Source organism: Arthrobacter sp. GW822-FHT05G07, from assembly GCF_058799755.1.
This window is the reverse complement of sequence record NZ_JBXALT010000013.1, coordinates 87,491-105,305: the sequence shown is the minus strand read 5'-3', so window position 1 is coordinate 105,305 and position 17,815 is coordinate 87,491. Positions and strand designations below refer to the sequence as shown.

The following is a 17,815-nucleotide window of genomic DNA, read 5'->3' as shown; positions in this document are numbered from 1 at the left end:
TGTTCCGGTGCCTCTTGCTGTCCCGCTGCCTGGGCCGGACCGGGCATTCTCGTCAGTCAAGCAGGAGAGCCGGTTCTTCGAGAATGGAGGCCACGTCCGCCATGAAGCGCGCGGACAAATCACCGTCCACCACGCGGTGGTCGAAGGAACCGCCAAGAGTAGTGATCCAGCGCGGGATGACCTCGCCGTCCAAGACCCAAGGCTTCTGCTTAATGGTTCCGAACGCAATGATGGCTACTTCGCCCGGGTTGATAATGGGCGTTCCTGTATCAATACCGAGTGCGCCGATGTTGGTGACAGTCAGGCTTCCACCCTGCATCTCAGCCGGCTGTGTCTTCCCTGCCCTGGCCTTGGTTGCCAGCTCATTGAGGGCCAAGGCCAATTCCTTCAGGGACAGATCCTGGGCATCCTTGATGTTGGGGACCATGAGGCCGCGAGGAGTTGCAGCGGCAATTCCCAGGTTCATGTAATGCTTCACATGGATCTCCGCGCCGCCTTTACCATCGGCGTTGTCCACCCACGTCGCGTTGACGCTGGGGTTGCGTGCGGCGGCCCAAATCACTGCTTTGGCCAAGATGAGCAGGGGCGAAACCTTGATGCCTTCGAAGTCGCGTGAGACCTTCAGCCGCTTGACGAACTCCATGGTCCTGCTGGCATCCACATCCACGAAAATGCTGACGTGCGGAGCCGAGAAAGCTGAATCCACCATGGCCTTGGCGGTGGCCTTGCGCACGCCCTTGACCGGCATCCGCTCCACGCGCTGATCCTGCGGCTTCTTGGACGCCCCCCAGAAGCTGTCCGCTTGGTCATGCTCAGCATCACGTTGGGCCTGATAGCTCACCAGGTCCTCGCGGGTCACTTCACCGCGTTGGCCGGTAGCCACCACATCAGCGAGGTCGATTCCCAGATCGCGGGCGAATTTGCGCACAGGAGGTTTTGCAAGGACCTTGTTGACCAGACCACTGATGGTTCCGCTGATAGCGGCACCGCGGGAGGCAGCAGCCTGCGGCGCTTCGGCTGTGACGGGTTGCGCTTGAGCGGCAGGCGTCTGGGTGACGGGCGTCTGGGTGACGGGCGCGACGCCGGCGGCTGCCGCCGTCGTGCGGTGTGCAGCAGGAGTTTCTGCTGCCTTGGCTTCCAGTGCGGCTTGGTGGTCCTGGACAGTACCTTCTGCGTTCTCCGCGACCGTAGCTGCCTCAACCACCGGCCCAGCCGGGCGTTTGCGCGCACGGCGTTTGACGGCGTCAGCCTTGGGCCCGGAACCGACCAACGGGCCGCCTGCCGGACGGTTGTCGTCGCCTTCGTCGTCGACCAGCAACTTTCCGTAGAGGGGCATCTCGACGGCGGGTGCCTCCGGGGCAACCGGCGTCACGGGTGCGGCATCCCCATCCTGTCCTTCCGAAACAGCGATGATCGCCGTGCCGACCTCCACTGTGATGCCTTCCTCCACCAGCAGCTCAGTGACAGTGCCTGCGAAAGGCGAGGGCAGCTCAACGAGGGACTTGGCGGTCTCGATCTCGCACAGGACATCGTTGATGGCAACGACGTCCCCCGGCTTGACCTTCCAAGCCACTACCTCGGCCTCGGTCAGGCCTTCGCCAACGTCCGGCAGGTTGAATTTCTTTACAGTCACAGTGGTCCTCGATTTCCGGTTACCCGGCAGCGAAGCCGGGCTGGATCAGGGCGGTTAGTAGGACGGCGGTGAACAGGCGGTCCTGGTGGAACCGGCAGTTCTAGTAGGACAAGGAGCGGTCGAGCGCCTCAAGGATCTTGTCGATGTCCGGCAAGTAGTCCTCTTCCACCTTGGCAACGGGGTATGGCATGTGGAAGCCGCCAACTCGAATGACAGGAGCCTCCAAGTGCAGGAACGCCCGTTCACTGATGCGTGCAGCGATCTCGCCGCCGATGCCGCCGAAAGTGGGGGCCTCGTGGGCCACGATCAGGCGGCCTGTCTTCTTGACCGATGCTTCCACGGTGTCGAAGTCCAAAGGTGAGATGGAACGGAGATCGATGACTTCAATGCTCCGTCCGTCCTCCGTGGCGGCGTTGGCGGCCGCCAGTGCGACCGGCACCAGCGGGCCGTAGGCCACGATGGTTGCATCCGTACCTTCACGAACAACGTGCGCTTTGAAGGGATCCTCGGAGAGACCGGCATTATCCACGTCCACTTCACCCTTGAGCCAGTATCGGCGCTTGGGTTCGAAGAAGATGACGGGGTCCTGGCACTCGATGGCCTTTTGGATCATCCAATAGGCGTCATGAGCGTTGGACGGCGAAATGATGCGCAGACCCGCAGTGTGGGCGAACAGCGCTTCAGGTGACTCGGAGTGATGCTCGATAGAGCCGATGCCGCCGCCGTACGGAATGCGGATGACCACCGGAACGGTCAACTTGCCGAGGCTGCGGGCATGGATCTTGGCCAGTTGGGTGGTGATCTGGTTGAAGGCCGGGTAAACGAAGCCGTCGAATTGGATCTCGCACACCGGCGAGTATCCGCGCAGCGCCAAGCCAATGGCTGTGCCGACGATGCCCGATTCAGCCAACGGGGTGTCGACGACGCGATCGTCGCCGAACTCTTTGATCAAGCCATCGGTGACACGGTAAACACCGCCCAGGTGTCCGATGTCCTCGCCCATCAGCAAGGACTTGGGGTTGTTCGTCAGTGATGCCCGGAGACCCTCATTGATGGCCTTCGCAATGGTCATTGTTGCCATCAGTTAGCTGCCTCCTGGTCGCTTTCGAAGCCGGCCGAGTATTCCTCGAACCACGCAAGTTCTTCCGCAATCAGCGGGTGTTGTTCTGCGTACACACTGGCGAAAGCGTCGCGGATATCCGGGACCTCGAGGCCATGTGTTGTGCTGCGGACGTACTTGGCGAGTTCATCGCCGTCGGCCTTCACTTGGTCGAAGAACGCCTCGTCCGCCAGGCCTTCGGTACGCAGGTACTTCTCCAAGCGGTCCAGCGGATCCTTTTCGCGCCAGGCAGCTTCTTCCGCGGATTCCCGGTACTTCGTGGGGTCATCGGCAGTGGTGTGTGCACCTACCCGGTAGGTGTAGGCCTCAATGAGCACAGGGCCCCGGCCCTCGCGGGCGTGTTCGAGTGCCCACTCCGTAACGGCGTGGACTGCTATGGCATCATTGCCGTCCACCCGGATACCCGGGAAACCGTAGCCCTTGGCACGGTTGGCCAACGGAACCTTGGTCTGGACCTCGGTGGGCACCGAAATGGCCCAGTGGTTGTTCTGGCAGAAGAACACAACCGGAGCGTTGTACGACGCAGCGAAGACCATGGACTCATGGACGTCACCTTCGGAGCTGGCACCGTCGCCGAAGTACGCGATCACCGCGGCCTTGGGGTCTGTGGAATCAGCGGCGGCGAGCTTCTGGTCCCTCTGGATACCCATGGCATAGCCAACGGCATGGAGAGTCTGGGCTGCGAGTACCAAGGTGTAAAGGTGGAAGTTGTTCTCCCGCGGGTCCCAGCCACCGTTGGAGACACCACGGAACTGCTTGAGCAGCTCGGCAAGGTCCACGTTGCGGACCAGAGCGACGCCGTGTTCGCGGTAGGTGGGGAAAATGTAGTCCTGGGACTGGCTGGCGTGGGCCGAACCGATCTGCGCGGCCTCCTGCCCGGTCAGTGGCACCCACAAGGCAAGCTCGCCTTGGCGTTGCAGTGCCGTGGCTTCTTGGTCAAAGCGCCGGATCCTGGCCATGTCGGTGTAGAAAACACGGAGCTTCTCCGGATCAATCCGCTTGGCGTAGTCCGAGAAGACAGGATCGGAACCCAGTGTCCCGTCAGGTCCGAGCAACTGCACCATTTCTACTGGTTCGCCTGGCGCGGCTGCTGCCGCGGTGGTTGCCGCGAGAGTTTCTTCCGTCCCGGGGGGCAGTTGTGTCGAGCCCATTCCGTCTCCTTGCTTGCCGTGGCGGGGCGCCGGGCAATGTCTGTCGCTGGGATATATGCCTGTTCCGGAATGCATTCCGGAACAGGCATATATTTTGGCTTTCGTCCCTTACTTTATCGGCAGTAAGTTGCGTTGGCGCATTTGTTAACCGCTAGGAACCTTGCGGAGCCTTTGTATAACCTGCACAGAGATCCAGGAACCGGGTGCTGGCTTCCACCTCGCCGATACTTACCCGGACACCCTCGTTTCCAAAGGCACGGACTGACAAGGCCTGTTCTGCCGCCAAGGCAGCAAACTCCGCGCTGTGCTCCCCGAGATTCAACCAAACGAAGTTGCCTTGAGCCTCCGGAACAAACCAGCCCAACGCTCTCAGGCCGGCCGTCACGCGGTCCCGTTCATCCACCAGGCTTTGTACCCTTTCCACAACCTGATCGAAATTCTCGATGGAGGTGACCGCAGCACGTTCCGCAATTTGGGAAACGGCAAAGGGAGTGGCCGTCACGCGGAGGTGCCGGGTCAGCAAGGGACCGGAGACACTGTAGCCAACGCGCAGACCAGCCAGGCCGTGCGCTTTGGAGAAGGTCCTCAGCACTACCACGTTGGGGTATTTGCGGTAGAGCTTGATGCCATCCACAGCGTCGGCGTCCCGAACGAACTCCTGGTACGCCTCATCGATGACCACCACTACGTTGGGCGGCACTGCTTGGATGAAGCGTTCCGTTTCCTCGGCCGTGAGGATCGGTCCGGTGGGGTTGTTCGGCGTGCACAGGAGGATCACCTTGGTGCGCACGGTGACTGCAGCAGCCATAGTTTCGAGATCGTGACGCCCATCGTGCAGCAAAGGGATTTGCACACTGGCTGCCCCAGCGAGTCCCACGCAGATGGGGTACGCCTCGAAGGAACGCCAGGCGTAGATCACCTCGTCCTGCTTGCCGTCATCATTCTGCCCGGCGAACGTCGCCAGGATCTGGTTCAGCGCCCCAAGGCTCCCGGCTCCGGTGACGACATCGTCAGCAGGAACATCCAGGAAGCCAGCCAACGCGTTGCGAAGTTTTGTAGCCAATGGGTCCGGGTACCGATTGATGTCGGACTGGTCTGCGATTGCCTGCAACACTGCGGGAATCGGAGGCAAGGGGTTTTCGTTGGACGACAATTTGTAGCTTGTGAGGCCCTCAATCGCGGCCGGGGGTTTACCGGCCGCATATTTGGGGAGCCTGTCCACGACCGGACGGGGGATGACGCCCTCCGGTACGTTGTCAGTAGTAGTCATGGTTTCAAGCCTACTTGCCCATCCGCGGCTGACACCGAGCTCTTTAACAGGCGTGTGTGAAAGCATGGGCCCATGGGTTCATTCATCATTCGTGTCCTTATCAACGGGCTTGCCCTGTGGGTTGCAACCTGGCTGCTGCACGGCATGGATATTTCCACAAGCGCCACCCAGTCAGCCGCAGCCAACGCCGGACTCACCCAGGGCGCGGACACCGCCGGCATTATTCTGGCGTACCTGTTCATCGGCCTGATCTTCGGAGTGGTCAATGCCTTCGTCCGCCCCTTGGTTAGGCTGTTGTCCCTTCCTGTGACCATCCTGACGCTTGGCCTGTTCACCATAGTGATCAACGCAGCCATGCTGTACCTGACTGCATGGCTGAGCACGTTCACACCTGTGCACCTCACTATTGATTCCTTCTTCTGGACAGCAATCCTGGCCTCGATCATCATCAGCATCATTTCCATGGTGGCGGGCCTGATTCCAGGTGCCCGCAAGCGGTAGCAGTCACCTTGCGCCGGCCGACGACCTGGACTCCGGAAGATTTGGAATCCGAAGCGTTTCCCGACGGTCCGGCAACGGATCACGCTTCAGTTTGAACCTGGTCACTTTGGCCGCGCCGCCAGCACCTACTATTCCTGTAAATGCCATTGTCGAAGCCGCCAGAGATGGATCGCGGCTCGCAACGACCAGCTCGGCTCCTCTCGCATAGTTCTCCTGACCGTGTCCTGGCCCGATACCGGGGTCTTCCCCTTCTGGAGTTTTGACTTCATCGGTCAGCGTGACGGTCACCCTGTCTTTTGTATCCGCGTTCATCCGGCCGTCCGTGCCAGGGACCCAGTCCTGAACGTGTTCCAGATGGAGTGAGCTGATGCCGGGCTCAGGAGTGATGTTTCCAACAGGGGCTCCCGCTGTCAGCACATACTTGAGGTCGAATTCACTGAGAAAAGCTTTGTTCCGGCTCAGGTTCATGGCGTGAATACCGCCTTGGCTGTGTCCCACAGCCACCACTTGGTCACCCGCTTCGGCACCCGCCTCACGGAGTGCTTGGCCAACGGCCGGCACAACTTCTTCGGAGTCGTAGCCCACAGCCTCGCCAATTCCTTGGACGTCTAAGGGATTGGTACCGGGTGAATCAAGCTGGGTTCCCGGGATGAGCACCATCCATGAAGCGGAGCCGTTGGTTTCAAAGCCAATGACCTCAATCTCGCCGTCGTTAAGGGAGTGAAGCTTCTCGAGGCGCCGGAGACTTTCTGCCATAGTCGGCTGCAAATCCTCGGCGCTTTCATCCATCTTTTCGATGCTCACCGGGCGGGGCTGATAGACGGCCACTGGTGGCGAATCAAGAAGGTGGTGCACCACGTCTCCCACCCCATAGCCGTCGGGGATGCTGCGGTTGTAGTTCTCCTCCGTAAGGTCCCGCCCCAGCGCGAAAATGCCATGTGCGCCGGAGAGCACATATTGATCGAGGCCCAATGCGTGCGGTCTGGAATTCCTGGCCTCGGCTTCCACATAATCTCTGTGGCTGGCTCGCACGCCGGAGCTGACCCCCACCAATTCCTGGCGAACCCGGCCCACTTCCTTCCGACCCTCGGCAACAGCGTTGAGGGCGCTGCAGCCTGTGTCATAGGAGTCGTAGAGGAACGGCTCCAAGGCGTCCTGAATGCGACGGGTCTCTTCCTCTATGCCAAGAAGTTGCCGGACCAAATCATCAAGCTGACCGGCACCTCGAAGCAGTTCTTCGAGCTGAAAGGAGATCCCTCCCACGCCGCCCCGGATGGATAGGGATCCGTCCTGAGCCGGGGGCAGCGGCAGAGGTGCTGCCCCGGCTCCCACTGGAGCTGAATCAGCCATCATGGACCTCTCTCGCCCGAAACGGAGACGTTCTGGGAGTGACGGAGCACCAAAGCAACGGCGGCTTCCACGACCTCACGCGCACGCATCAGCGCTGAAGCGTGCAGGGCAAGGGTTGTCCGGTAGGCGCGCCCTGCGGGAGAAAGCCAATCCTCCACCTGCGCTCTCCGTAGGGACGCAAGGATAGCGTCCACTTGGTCCACGCACGATTGCATTCGCCACGCCAGCCTCTGGACTTCGTGGCTTCGGGAAGCACACTCCAGTGGATCAAAAGTGGGCGGGTTGGGTGCAGGCATCAAGCCGACGCTCATTGTCTGTGTTCTCCATTGGTTGTTCTGCTGATGGGTAGGCTAGACGCTACGGAGCAGAAGAACCCAAAGGAAGCGCGGCCGTCGGCTATGTGGATAACCCGTTAGCCCGTCCACATAGCCTCGTCATCGACTCCATGGGCCCGCGCGGAACATGAAAGAATAGACCTCATGGCTGAATCCCTCCGCGTGTCCCTCGCTTCCGAACCCCTCGCCCTTGGCCCCCTTGACGGCCGCTACCGTGCCGCCGTCGCGCCCCTCGTGGACTACCTGTCCGAGGCCGCACTTAACCGCGATCGCGTTCACGTTGAAGTTGAGTGGCTCATCCACCTGACCAGCCAGTCCGTTTTGCCAGGAGCGGGCCCGCTGTCCGACGAACAGGTGGCCCAGCTGCGCGCCATCGTTACCGAATTCGATGCCGCGTCCGTTAGCGAACTCGCCGAAATCGAAGCCGTCACCGTCCACGACGTCAAAGCTGTTGAGTACTACATCGGCCGCCGGCTGCCTGCCATCGGCATTGAGAACCTCACGGCTCTGGTCCACTTCGGTTGCACGTCCGAGGACATCAACAACCTCTCCTACGCCGTGGGTATCAAGGGCGCAGTGGAAGATGTGTGGCTGCCCAACGCCGCCGCCCTCGTGAAGCAGATCGAAGCCATGGCCGCAGCAAACCGCTCCGTGCCCATGCTGTCCCGTACGCACGGCCAGCCCGCTACGCCCACCACACTGGGCAAGGAACTAGCTGTTATCGCGCACCGCTTGAACCGCCAGTTGGCGCGCATCGCCAAGACTGAATACCTCGGCAAGATCAACGGTGCCACCGGAACGTACGCAGCCCACGTGGCTTCAGTCCCGAGTGCCGACTGGGAAGCAGTCGCCAAGACCTTCGTGGAAGGCCTGGGTCTCACGTGGAACCCGCTCACCACGCAGATCGAGAGCCACGACTGGCAGGCCGAGCTGTACGCGGACATCGCACGCTTCAACCGCATCCTGCACAACGTCTGCACTGACATCTGGAGCTACATCTCCATCGGTTACTTCCGCCAGATTCCGGTTGCCGGGGCCACGGGTTCCTCCACCATGCCGCACAAGGTCAACCCGATCCGCTTCGAGAACGCCGAAGCCAACCTGGAGATCTCCAACGGCCTCCTGGACACGCTGGGTGCCACCTTGGTCACCTCCCGCTGGCAGCGCGACCTCACGGACTCCTCCTCCCAGCGAAACATCGGGGTCGCCTTCGGCCACTCGCTGCTCGCTATCTCCAACGTAGCCAAGGGATTGAAAGCCCTCGACGTCGCGGAGGAAGTCCTCGCGGGCGACCTCAACACCAACTGGGAAGTCCTTGGCGAAGCCATACAGATGGTCATGCGTGCCGAGGCAATTGCCGGTGTCGAAGGCATGGAAAACCCCTACGAGCGACTCAAGGACCTCACCCGCGGCCAGCGCGTGGACGGCGCCCGCATGCAGGAATTCGTACAGGGCCTTGGCCTCTCCGCAGACGCCGAAGCCCGCCTGCTCGCACTGACCCCGGGCAAGTACACGGGTATCGCGGACAAACTGGTGGACCACCTGCAGTAGGGATCACCTGCAGTACTACTGAACGCTCAACGACGGCGGGCCAGGGCTGGGTGCCCCGGTCCGCCGTCGGCGTTAATCCGCAGTCGGCGTTTAGGCTGGTGAACAGAAGCGCGTTCCTTCCCGGTTGCTGTTACCAGCAGGTCAACGGGGCCCGTGAGACACGGTGTACCGGGCTGTTCCGGTGCTGAGTCGGCTGGTTGGCTGGGAGTAACCGGGCAGGAGCGCGGCAGGCCAGTAAGACCGAAACGGTTACGACGTTAGGAGCGGAGCACTCATGAAGCTCCTGTTGATTAGGCACGGACAGACGCCCGGCAATGTGGCTGGCCAGTTGGACACCGCGTTCCCGGGCCCCGGACTGACTGAACTCGGTGAACGCCAGGCGGCCGCCCTTCCGGAGGCGTTGGCCGACGAGGCAATCGAAGCCCTGTACACCTCAACCCTGCTGCGCACCCATCGGACCGTAGCTCCTCTGGCGCGGGCCACAGGATTGGAGCCGACAATCCTTGAGGGTGTCCATGAGATCGAGGCCGGTGCACTGGAGAAGAAAACTGACCACGAATCCCACCGCCGCTACATGGGCACGGTCTTCGCTTGGACAGACGGAGACTTGGATGTGCGCATGCCGGGAGCGTTCAGCGGGCACGACTTCTTCGCCAGGTTCGATGCTTCCGTTGACAAAGTCGCAGCAGCGGGTCATTCGACGGCGGCAATCGTCAGCCATGGTGCCGCGATCCGCTGCTGGGCCGGGCGCAGGGCAACGGACATCGATACCGTGTTCGCCGAAACGCATCAACTCCCGAACACCGGGATCGTGGCACTGGAAGGGGACCCCGAAGGCGGATGGCGGGTGCTGCACTGGGACCAGATCCCTGTCGGAGGCATGGCGTTGGCAGACCGAACCGCCGAGGACCCCACGGGCGAGGCACTCCAACCCTGATCCCCGCGAGCCTGCTTCGGCACGTCGCGAGGCCGGGCCCGCAATTCTCCCGACGCTTACGCGCAGGAAACACCACGGTAACCACAGCTCCCTAGGCTTAAGACGCATAGACACCTCCGACGAAACCCGGCGAATTGAGGCACAAATGCAGACGAACCCACGGCTCAACATTCGGCAGGTCACGTGGGCCAACCCCGTGGGCGCAGACCTCCGCGCCGCACAGCAGGCAGAACTGGATTCACGCTTCGGAAGCACGGACCATGAGCCCGGCCCTCCACCGTCGGAAGCCGACACGGCGGTCTTCGTGGTGGCTTACGAGAAATGCTCAGGACAGCCGCTGGGATGTGGCGGGCTCCGCATGCTGGATGAGAACACGGCCGAAATCAAAAGGCTGTACGTGGTCCCCTATGCCCGGGGATCGGGAGTGGCGAGCTCCATCCTGGCAGCGCTCGAGGCCCAGGCTCATTCCCACGGGTTCACTGTGATTGCAGCGGAGGCCGGATCGGCACAGTCAGATGGCCGGAGCTTCTACGAAAGTGCCGGTTTTGCTCCTGTGCCGAACTTCGGCCCGTACATAGGTATCAACGAATCGTATTGCTACTCCAAGCGGCTCGATTCACACAGTGCTTCGCACACGGCAATGGCCTAGCGGAGGGGACTGGTCTGGCGCGGCGCCGCAACATCAAGCGAAGGTTGCCCCAGTTCGATAATCTCGGATTATGGAAAAAGCAGACATCACCTTTCGCACCCGTAAATGGGTGCGGCCCGAGGACCTTAACGCCAACGGCACACTCTTTGGTGGAAGCCTGCTGAAGTGGATCGATGAAGAGGCCGCGATCTACGCCATCCTCCAATTGGGCAACGGCCGCGCCGTGACCAAGTACATTTCCGAGATCAACTTTGTGAGCTCCGCAGTCCAGGGCGACTTGGTGGAGATGGGGCTTACCGCGAAGCGCTTCGGTCGCACGTCCCTGACCATGCGCGCCGAGGTCCGCAATATGATCACACGGGAGGCGATCCTGACCATCGAGGAAATCGTCTTCGTGAACCTCGGGCCCGATGGCCGCCCGCAACCGCACGGCTACACGGAGATCACGTATGACCGCGACCGCATCCCCACGCACCACCTAACCGAAACGCTCGACGAAGACTGAACCACCCGGCGTCGGGCGCTTTATCACTGCAGGTACCGGAACACAGTCCATGTGCGGGAATTCAGGCGGCAGTCGGGGGTGTGCCGCGCACTGAATGTCGCCTTCCGGCCGGCCCCTGCCGAGCGAAACATTGCCTTGCCCCCACATGCCAGGCAGACCAACTGCTGCCGCCGTGGCTCCTGCCAGTATTCGTCGTGGTTATCAAAGTCCTCGGCATCCCAGTCTTTCCGGTCGGCGAGGCACAGTGCCCTTCTCATCGGCTGTGGCTTTCGAGTAGTAAACAGCACTTATACGGGTGCTGGCGGCCGCGATCAACGCGGCCGCCAGCCTATATATCCGGTGACGGGAGTGTGTGTCACCGGAACTTTTGGGGCGCCTGAACTGAAGCCGTTAGCGCCGGTCGAACGTCAGCCCACCGGGCACCTGGAACGTCGGCATAAGTTCGAGCATGCCCACATTCACGTGCCGCGGCGTTTCGATGGCGTAGTCCAAGGCGTTGACGATGTCATCCGTGGTCAGCGACTCGTAGCCCTCGTAGTAGGTCTGCCAGGCCTCTTGCATGGCCTCGGGCGTGCCGCCCATGTTGCGGCCGAAGATCTCGGTTTCCACACGGCCCGGGCAGATCTCGGTGACGCGGATGCGCTTGCCCACGGTGTCGTTGCGGAGCTGGCGGGAGATCTGGTGCACGGCGGCCTTGGTGGCGTGGTAAACCGTGTGGCCGTAGAAGTTGTAGGTGCCGGCGATCGAGCTGATGTTGATGACGTGGCCGAGGTCGCGTTCCACCATGCCTGGCAGCACCAGGCGCGTGAGCTGCAGCAGGCCGCGAAGGTTTACGTCCACCAGTTCGTCGATGTCGGCTTCGGAGGAATCCAGGATGTTGCCCGGGCGGGAAACGCCGGCGCAGTTCACCAGAACGTCCACCTGGAGGTCATTTACGACGGCGGCCAGCGCGGCCGTGTCCGTCAGGTCCACTACGTGCGGGACGGCTCCGGTGCGGTCGGCCAACTCGGCGAGGCGTTCCTCGTTGCGGGCAACGGCGTGAACCGTCAGTCCGCGCTTGGAGAGGCGCTCGGCGATGGCTGCACCCATGCCGGTTGATGCTCCGGTGACGAGGGCGGTGGTGTAATCGGAAAAAGTCATTGGGTCCTCCAAAAGGTGGGGATCGGTGGGGCTCAGTGCGCCGGACCTGGAAGCCCGGCGCACTGGCCGCAGGTATGCCGCGGTGGGTGGGGGTTAGGCGTCGCGCAGTGGTTCGTGCGCCCGGTCCTTGACCGTGCTGACAGCGATCAGTGTGCCGAGGGCGGTGACCACTGCGTAGAACGCGGGCATGTAAATGTTGCCGGTGCTGCCGATCAGCCAGGTCATGAGCAGCGGGGCGGTGCCGCCGAACAGGGCCGAGGAGATGTTGTAGCCGAGGCCGTATGCGGAGTAGCGGACGCGGGTGGGGAACAGCTCGACGATCAGGATGTGGATCACTGCGGTGTGGCCGGCGAAGACGATTGCCATGATGCAGGCGCCGAGGATGGCCAGGCCCATTTCGCCGGTGGCGATGAGGGCGTAGGACGGGATGCCTAGGACTGCCATGGCGATCGCGGAACCGGCAATGACCTTCTTCCGGCCAACGCGGTCGGACAGGGCGCCCATGAACGGGATGGCGATGCAGATGACAACCAGGCTGCAGGCAGTGACCAGGAGGGCTTCGCCGATGGTGAAGTTCAGCTGCTTGCCCTTAAGGAACGTGGGCATGTAGGAGAAGAGGACGTAGTAGCCGGAGCCATTCATCAGCGGGATGAAGAGAGCCAGGAGCATGGCGCGGCGGTGTTCCTTGGACTGGAAGGCTTCCTTGAGCGGGTTCTTGGAGAGACCGCCCTCTTCCTTCAGCTTCTCGAAGTTGGGGGTGTCGCTGATGGCCTTGCGGATGTACCAACCGATGATGCCCATGGGGATGGCCACCAGGAACGGGATACGCCATGCGAAGGAGCCGAAGCCACCGCCGTCGATAGCTGCTTGGGTGAGCCAGGGCGACATGGAGAAGGCTACCAAGGTACCCGTGAGCAGTGCTGCGAAGGAGGCGATCTGCGCGTAGGAGGTGATGATGCCGCGCTTGCCTTCCGGGGCGTGCTCAGCAAGGAAGGTCATGGCGCCGGCAGCCTCGCCGCCAACGGAGAAGCCTTGGAGGAGCCGCATGAGGACCAGGAGGATCGGAGCCGCGATGCCGATGGCTGCATAAGGGGGCAGCAGACCGATACCGGCGGTGGCAACACTGATCAGGAGGATGACGAAGACCAGGAGCTTTTGCCTGCCGATCCGGTCTCCGAGGTAGCCACAAACCACTGCGCCGAGCGGGCGGACAAAGAACGAGACCGCGTATCCGGCGAACACGAAGAGCAAGGCGTTGTCCGGGTTGCCCGGGGCCAGGAAGACGAGAGCCAGCGTTCCCGCCATGAAGGCGAAAATGCCGTTGTCGTACAGTTCCACGAAGATGCCAACACAACCTGCGGTGACAACCTTGCGGGTTTGGCGGCTCGTGAGCCGCTCATGCTGCACTGGTGCAGCGTTGGTGCTTGCGGTCATGACTTTTCCTTACTGAGATGAGCGTAGCAACGCCTACTGGTATGACGACAGGGTTTTAGCTGCATGCCGCAACTGGTAGGTCCTGCCACTGGGGACGGCATCCGATGCCAAGGAGTCCGAAGACGGTGTTGACGGATTCGCGGAGGGTCTCAAGTTGGGCCCGCGACCGCCTATGGGCGGCAGTTGCTTCTGCCACTGTGGTTTTCCGAAAACGGACCTTGTCCCCTGGCCTTGCTTGGGCCAGGACATCCAGTCCGGTGCTGGTGACCACTGCAAGGACCGGGTACCCGGCGGTGACGCCGCGTCCCCGGTGCAGTACCAGCAGTTCTTCCCTTGAGGGAACCTCGACGGCGCCCACTGGCACGCCGCGGGAAAGGACCTCACCGCTTGAGGTTCTTTCCGGAAGTTCTCCGCCGAGCCGCAGGCCAATGTGGTTGCTACGGCCGCTTACGACATACTCCGAGGTGAAGAGCAATTCACCGGATTCGCCAAACTCTGCGACGTCCGGGCCGTCGGTCACATCGACCGAAAGGTCTGTTCCCATGCTTGGGCGTTCAAGGCCCAGCCGGAAGAGGGGAAGGTCGAAGTACGGCTGGCGTACAGGACTTACGCTGCGCCGGCTAAGGAGCGTGGTTCCTTCCTGAAGCTGAAGTCCGAAGCCCACCACGGTGTCCGGGGCTGCGCTGCCAAGCAGTGTCCCTGCCTCGATGGAGCCGTGGATGGCCAGGTAGGCACGGAGCCCACGGTGGATTCCCCGGATGGACACGGATTCGCCTGCCCTCACAGATACGGGTTCCCACTGGCTGCAGGGGCGTCCACCGACTGTCAGCGTGAGCGGAGCACCTGTAACGGCGATCAGGACGTCGCTGTTCGCTTTCATCCGGAAGTCGAGGGCCGTGATCTCCAGGAGGGGATGGTTGTCCAGATTTCCGGCCAAAATGTTTGCAGCGCGGGCCGAGTATTGGTCCAAGGCACCGTTGACTGGAAGTCCAAAGCGGGGTCCGCGGAACCTGCCAAGGTCCGTGACAACCGAGTTGCCGGGCTGCTGGATCAGGATCTCGCCGCTCACGGCAGGGGCTCCAATTCCATGGGTTCCAGTTCCATGCCCACGAACTCGTGGAAGTCTTCGGAGCGGATCTGCCGGAACCGCAGGATGTCGCCCGGCTTGTAGGGGACCAGCGGTTCGCGGCGGATATTGAGGACTGACAGCGGCGTCTGACCGATCACGCACCACCCTCCGGGAGCGGCTGCCGGCGCGATGACTGCCTGGCGTCCGGCTACTGCCACCGCACCCGCAGGCACACTGAGCCGGGGATCCTTGAGGCGGGGTACAGGCCTGGGGAACGCGGGACCGTCCATCATGGGCGAACCCGCGGGGGCACCCAGACAGCGCACGGTGTAGGTCTTTTCGGTGTGGAGGCGGATGACTTCTTCGAGGTCAATCCCCTGATGCTGTGCAACGCGTTCCAGGTCGGGACCGTAGTCGCCCCCATAAACCACCGGAACGTCGAATTCCCGAGGCGCCTGCGTAACATCGCCGGCGTGGCCGAGTTCCAGAAGCCCGAGCTTGACGAAGGCGCGCACTTGACGGGCCGAAACCAGGATGGGATCGAACTCCACCAGCACGGAGTCATACGTAGGAACCGCGCCCTGGAGACCCTCGGCACCGCAGCTTTCCAGCCAGTCAGCCAATCGGTGGACTGTCAGCCAGTTGTCTTCACGGGCTTCAGAAATGGCGACGACGCGAAGCGCGGAGTCTCCGGATTCGTGGACTTCGGTGGGAGCCACTGCCAGGACCGACATGTCAGGCCGCCTTCCTCTTGGCATCCATGACCTCAGCCAGCGGGGCGATGCGGACGCCAGCGGAGATGAGTTCCGAACGGATCTGCCGAGCCAGCTCAACAGCACCGGGGTTGTCCCCGTGGAGGAGCAGCGTATCGACGTCGATATTAATGTCGACGCCGGTGGCGCAACGGATCTTTCCGTCAACCACCATGCGCAGCGTGCGGTCCACGATCTCTGTGGGATCGTGCAGCACTGCGCCGGACTGGCTGCGGGGAAGCAGCGTGCCGTCTTCCTGGTACGTCCTGTCCACGATGCCGACGATTGCGACATCCAGCCCTGCTTTCCGAGCGGCGGTGGCGAGTTCGCCGTCCTGGGCGACAACAATGAGTTCGTTGTCGACGCGGGCTGCGGCGTCAGCCACAGCCTGGGCGTAGTCGGCGCGGACAGCCACGAGGTTGCCGAGCCGTCCGTGCGGCGCGAGGTGCGTGACCTTAGTGCCGTGGAAAGCGGCGAAGCCGTTCAGTGCACCCAGCTGGTAAAGCACGTCGTTCTGTACCTCGCTGGCAGAGAGGCCCATGTCGCGCCGACCAAACCCACGCAAGTCGGGGAAGCTCGGGTGCGCTCCGATGCCCACGCCGCGGCGAACGCATTCTGCAACGGTGGCCGCCATGATGTCCGGATCACCGGCGTGGAACCCACATGCGATATTGGCGCTTGAGACAATCTCCAGGAGCTCGGAATCGTCGCCAATGGTGTAGGCGCCAAATCCCTCTCCGAGATCCGCTACAAGATCAATTGTGGACGTCACGTGGTTCTCTTTCCGTGGTTTAGCATTCGGGGCTGGAAATGCAACAAATAGTCCGCAGGAGGATTAGTTGAATTCCCGGAGAATGGCAGTCGCTTCTGGAAACCAATGCGTTGCCTGAAGTTCTTTCTAGAAGTCTCGCACCGGTCAACCACGTTGCACAAAGACCTAATAGCTATCCCGTGATAGCTCTCCGTTATGACCTGCACCACCCTGTACTGTGGCTTGGGTCCCAGTGGTGTCCGGATAGAATTTCCCTTACGCATGCCACCCGGGGACGTGGCCCTCCAGGAAGGCAGACCCATGGATACGCGCAAACTCTCATACTTCGTGCAGATCGTTGATTCAGGCAGCATCACCAAGGCTGCGGCCGCGCTGCACGTGGCCCAGCCCGCCCTCAGCCAGCAGGTGTCAGCACTGGAGAACGACCTCAAGCAGCGCCTCCTGATCCGCAGCAAGCAGGGCGTTGAACCGACAGCGGCCGGGCACACCCTCTACCGCCACGCGCAATCGATCCTGCGGCTGGTGGAACAAGCCCGGCAGGACGTGGCCACCTCCGGAGCTGCTCCCTCCGGCCGGGTCTCCATTGCGATCGCGCCCTACAGCATGGCTTCAAGCCTGACGCCCCAGATCATCAGGGAAGTAGGGCGCCGCTACCCGGATATCGTGGTGCACCTGACAGAGATTTTTGGTGGCGTGTTGAGCGAGGCCATCAAGAACGGCCGCCTCGATATGGCGCTCATCTACGAGCCTGGAAAGATCCGCGGCGTTCAGTTCACCACCATGATCGTGGAGGATCTCCATCTTGTGGTTCACCCTGACGTGGACATCGAGCACGGCAAGGACACGATTACGCTCGCGGAAGCGAGCACAGTGGGCCTGTTCCTTCCGGAAAAGAACCACACACTGCGACAGCTCATCGAGAAGGGCTTGGCGGACCAAAAACTGCCGCTCCGGCTGGTGGGCGAAGTGGAATCGGTGCCTTCACTGACCCGGCTCATCCGCGCCAACCTGGGTGGCACCGTCCTGCCGAAGTCGGCCGCAGATGCCCTCTTCCCCGACCAGGACTTCAAAGTGTTGCGGATCGTTGAGCCTGGGCTCCAGAGCAAGATCGCACTCTGCACCCCTGACCACGAGCCACTGTCAGAGGCCGCGTCGGCCGTGCTCATGGTCGTCAAGGAGATGCTGCACCAACAGCTGATCAGCAAATACGGGACGGACCCCGTGCAACTGCCGGCCCATCCATAACAATCCCTTATCCGGACAGACAGCTTTGGTCTTATTCACAACCGATTTAATTTCCTAATATCGAATTAACAAGAAATTCGAAAGCAGCTCACGGATTCCGCGGGCACGTTCAAAGGAAACAACGGTGAAAAAGATCAGCACGGCCGGATGGGTTTCAAATCCAACCCGCGGAACGATCAGCGCACGAACCGGATTTCACTGCCCACGGAATGGCTTTTGGCGTCCGATAGGCGGCATAGGCGAACCCCTGTTTGTCTTCGAGGGGAGCCTCATGCCCGCCCACGCCGGCAGCAGCATCGAATGGCATCTGGTGGACACGCGTCCGGGGCACTCTGGACTCGACTGACCGGTCCCGGAACCGGGCGGCCCGGGCGGCCCGCGCAACCCGGCCACACGCCGTC

At 61.9% G+C, this 17,815-nt stretch carries 16 protein-coding genes; 6 read left to right on the top strand and 10 right to left on the bottom strand.

Translation table 11 applies throughout. From position 1 onward, the window contains the following. Positions 1 to 52 precede the first annotated feature (52 nt). The 4 genes from AC1RJY_RS20700 to AC1RJY_RS20685 all read right to left on the bottom strand — a co-directional run bounded on the left by AC1RJY_RS20700 (position 53) and on the right by AC1RJY_RS20685 (position 5,174). Positions 53 to 1,633, bottom strand: coding sequence for a dihydrolipoamide acetyltransferase family protein (locus tag AC1RJY_RS20700; RefSeq protein WP_498603157.1), 1,581 nt, complete (start codon positions 1,631 to 1,633; stop codon positions 53 to 55). A gap of 100 nt (positions 1,634 to 1,733) precedes the next feature. Continuing rightward, the gene (locus tag AC1RJY_RS20695; RefSeq protein ID WP_011776494.1) at positions 1,734 to 2,714 is read right to left on the bottom strand and encodes an alpha-ketoacid dehydrogenase subunit beta; all 981 of its coding nucleotides are present in this window, start codon (positions 2,712 to 2,714) and stop codon (positions 1,734 to 1,736) included. Beyond that, the gene (gene pdhA / locus AC1RJY_RS20690; RefSeq protein ID WP_011776495.1) at positions 2,714 to 3,904 is read right to left on the bottom strand and encodes a pyruvate dehydrogenase (acetyl-transferring) E1 component subunit alpha; all 1,191 of its coding nucleotides are present in this window, start codon (positions 3,902 to 3,904) and stop codon (positions 2,714 to 2,716) included. The genes AC1RJY_RS20695 and pdhA overlap by 1 nt, the downstream gene beginning before the upstream one ends. Before the next feature lie 151 nt (positions 3,905 to 4,055). Next, positions 4,056 to 5,174, bottom strand: a complete 1,119-nt coding sequence (locus tag AC1RJY_RS20685; RefSeq protein ID WP_498603156.1) for a histidinol-phosphate transaminase — start codon at positions 5,172 to 5,174, stop codon at positions 4,056 to 4,058. A 72-nt stretch (positions 5,175 to 5,246) separates the two neighbouring features. Between AC1RJY_RS20685 and AC1RJY_RS20680 the strand changes: the two genes are divergently transcribed. Continuing rightward, positions 5,247 to 5,675, top strand: coding sequence for a phage holin family protein (locus AC1RJY_RS20680; protein WP_014923114.1), 429 nt, complete (start codon positions 5,247 to 5,249; stop codon positions 5,673 to 5,675). A 3-nt stretch (positions 5,676 to 5,678) separates the two neighbouring features. Here the strand turns inward: AC1RJY_RS20680 and AC1RJY_RS20675 are convergent, their stop codons facing one another. After that, positions 5,679 to 7,028, bottom strand: coding sequence for an alpha/beta hydrolase family protein (locus AC1RJY_RS20675; RefSeq protein ID WP_014923115.1), 1,350 nt, complete (start codon positions 7,026 to 7,028; stop codon positions 5,679 to 5,681). Positions 7,029 to 7,504: 476 nt separating this feature from the next. On the opposite strand from AC1RJY_RS20675, the gene purB reads away from it, so the two are divergent. The 4 genes from purB to AC1RJY_RS20655 all read left to right on the top strand — a co-directional run bounded on the left by purB (position 7,505) and on the right by AC1RJY_RS20655 (position 11,002). After that, complete coding sequence (gene purB, locus AC1RJY_RS20670) at positions 7,505 to 8,911, top strand: adenylosuccinate lyase (protein ID WP_210065518.1); 1,407 nt, start codon at positions 7,505 to 7,507, stop codon at positions 8,909 to 8,911. Between the two features lie 274 nt (positions 8,912 to 9,185). Next, positions 9,186 to 9,848 carry a histidine phosphatase family protein gene (locus AC1RJY_RS20665; RefSeq protein ID WP_011776500.1) on the top strand — a complete coding sequence of 221 codons (663 nt, stop codon included), beginning with the start codon at positions 9,186 to 9,188 and terminating at the stop codon, positions 9,846 to 9,848. Positions 9,849 to 9,993: 145 nt separating this feature from the next. Next, the gene (locus AC1RJY_RS20660; RefSeq protein ID WP_014923117.1) at positions 9,994 to 10,497 is read left to right on the top strand and encodes a GNAT family N-acetyltransferase; all 504 of its coding nucleotides are present in this window, start codon (positions 9,994 to 9,996) and stop codon (positions 10,495 to 10,497) included. Between the two features lie 70 nt (positions 10,498 to 10,567). After that, the gene (locus AC1RJY_RS20655; RefSeq protein ID WP_011776502.1) at positions 10,568 to 11,002 is read left to right on the top strand and encodes an acyl-CoA thioesterase; all 435 of its coding nucleotides are present in this window, start codon (positions 10,568 to 10,570) and stop codon (positions 11,000 to 11,002) included. 390 nt (positions 11,003 to 11,392) lie between these two features. Here AC1RJY_RS20655 and AC1RJY_RS20650 read toward each other — a convergent pair whose 3' ends face one another. The 5 genes from AC1RJY_RS20650 to AC1RJY_RS20630 form a co-directional block, all read right to left on the bottom strand. Next, a complete protein-coding gene (locus tag AC1RJY_RS20650) occupies positions 11,393 to 12,142 on the bottom strand; it encodes an SDR family oxidoreductase (RefSeq protein WP_043470808.1) in 750 nt (249 codons plus the stop codon). Between the two features lie 93 nt (positions 12,143 to 12,235). After that, positions 12,236 to 13,576: an MFS transporter gene (locus AC1RJY_RS20645; protein ID WP_144652305.1), complete on the bottom strand. Its 1,341-nt coding sequence runs from the start codon at positions 13,574 to 13,576 to the stop codon at positions 12,236 to 12,238. A gap of 55 nt (positions 13,577 to 13,631) precedes the next feature. Next, positions 13,632 to 14,645 carry a 5-oxoprolinase subunit C family protein gene (locus AC1RJY_RS20640; protein ID WP_498603155.1) on the bottom strand — a complete coding sequence of 338 codons (1,014 nt, stop codon included), beginning with the start codon at positions 14,643 to 14,645 and terminating at the stop codon, positions 13,632 to 13,634. Then, on the bottom strand, positions 14,642 to 15,379 hold the full coding sequence (locus AC1RJY_RS20635) for a 5-oxoprolinase subunit B family protein (RefSeq protein WP_498603154.1): 738 nt from the start codon (positions 15,377 to 15,379) through the stop codon (positions 14,642 to 14,644). The genes AC1RJY_RS20640 and AC1RJY_RS20635 overlap by 4 nt, the downstream gene beginning before the upstream one ends. A gap of 1 nt (position 15,380) precedes the next feature. After that, positions 15,381 to 16,169 carry a LamB/YcsF family protein gene (locus AC1RJY_RS20630; protein ID WP_498603153.1) on the bottom strand — a complete coding sequence of 263 codons (789 nt, stop codon included), beginning with the start codon at positions 16,167 to 16,169 and terminating at the stop codon, positions 15,381 to 15,383. A 300-nt stretch (positions 16,170 to 16,469) separates the two neighbouring features. Between AC1RJY_RS20630 and AC1RJY_RS20625 the strand changes: the two genes are divergently transcribed. Beyond that, positions 16,470 to 17,414: a LysR substrate-binding domain-containing protein gene (locus AC1RJY_RS20625; protein WP_498603152.1), complete on the top strand. Its 945-nt coding sequence runs from the start codon at positions 16,470 to 16,472 to the stop codon at positions 17,412 to 17,414. Positions 17,415 to 17,815 lie beyond the last annotated feature (401 nt).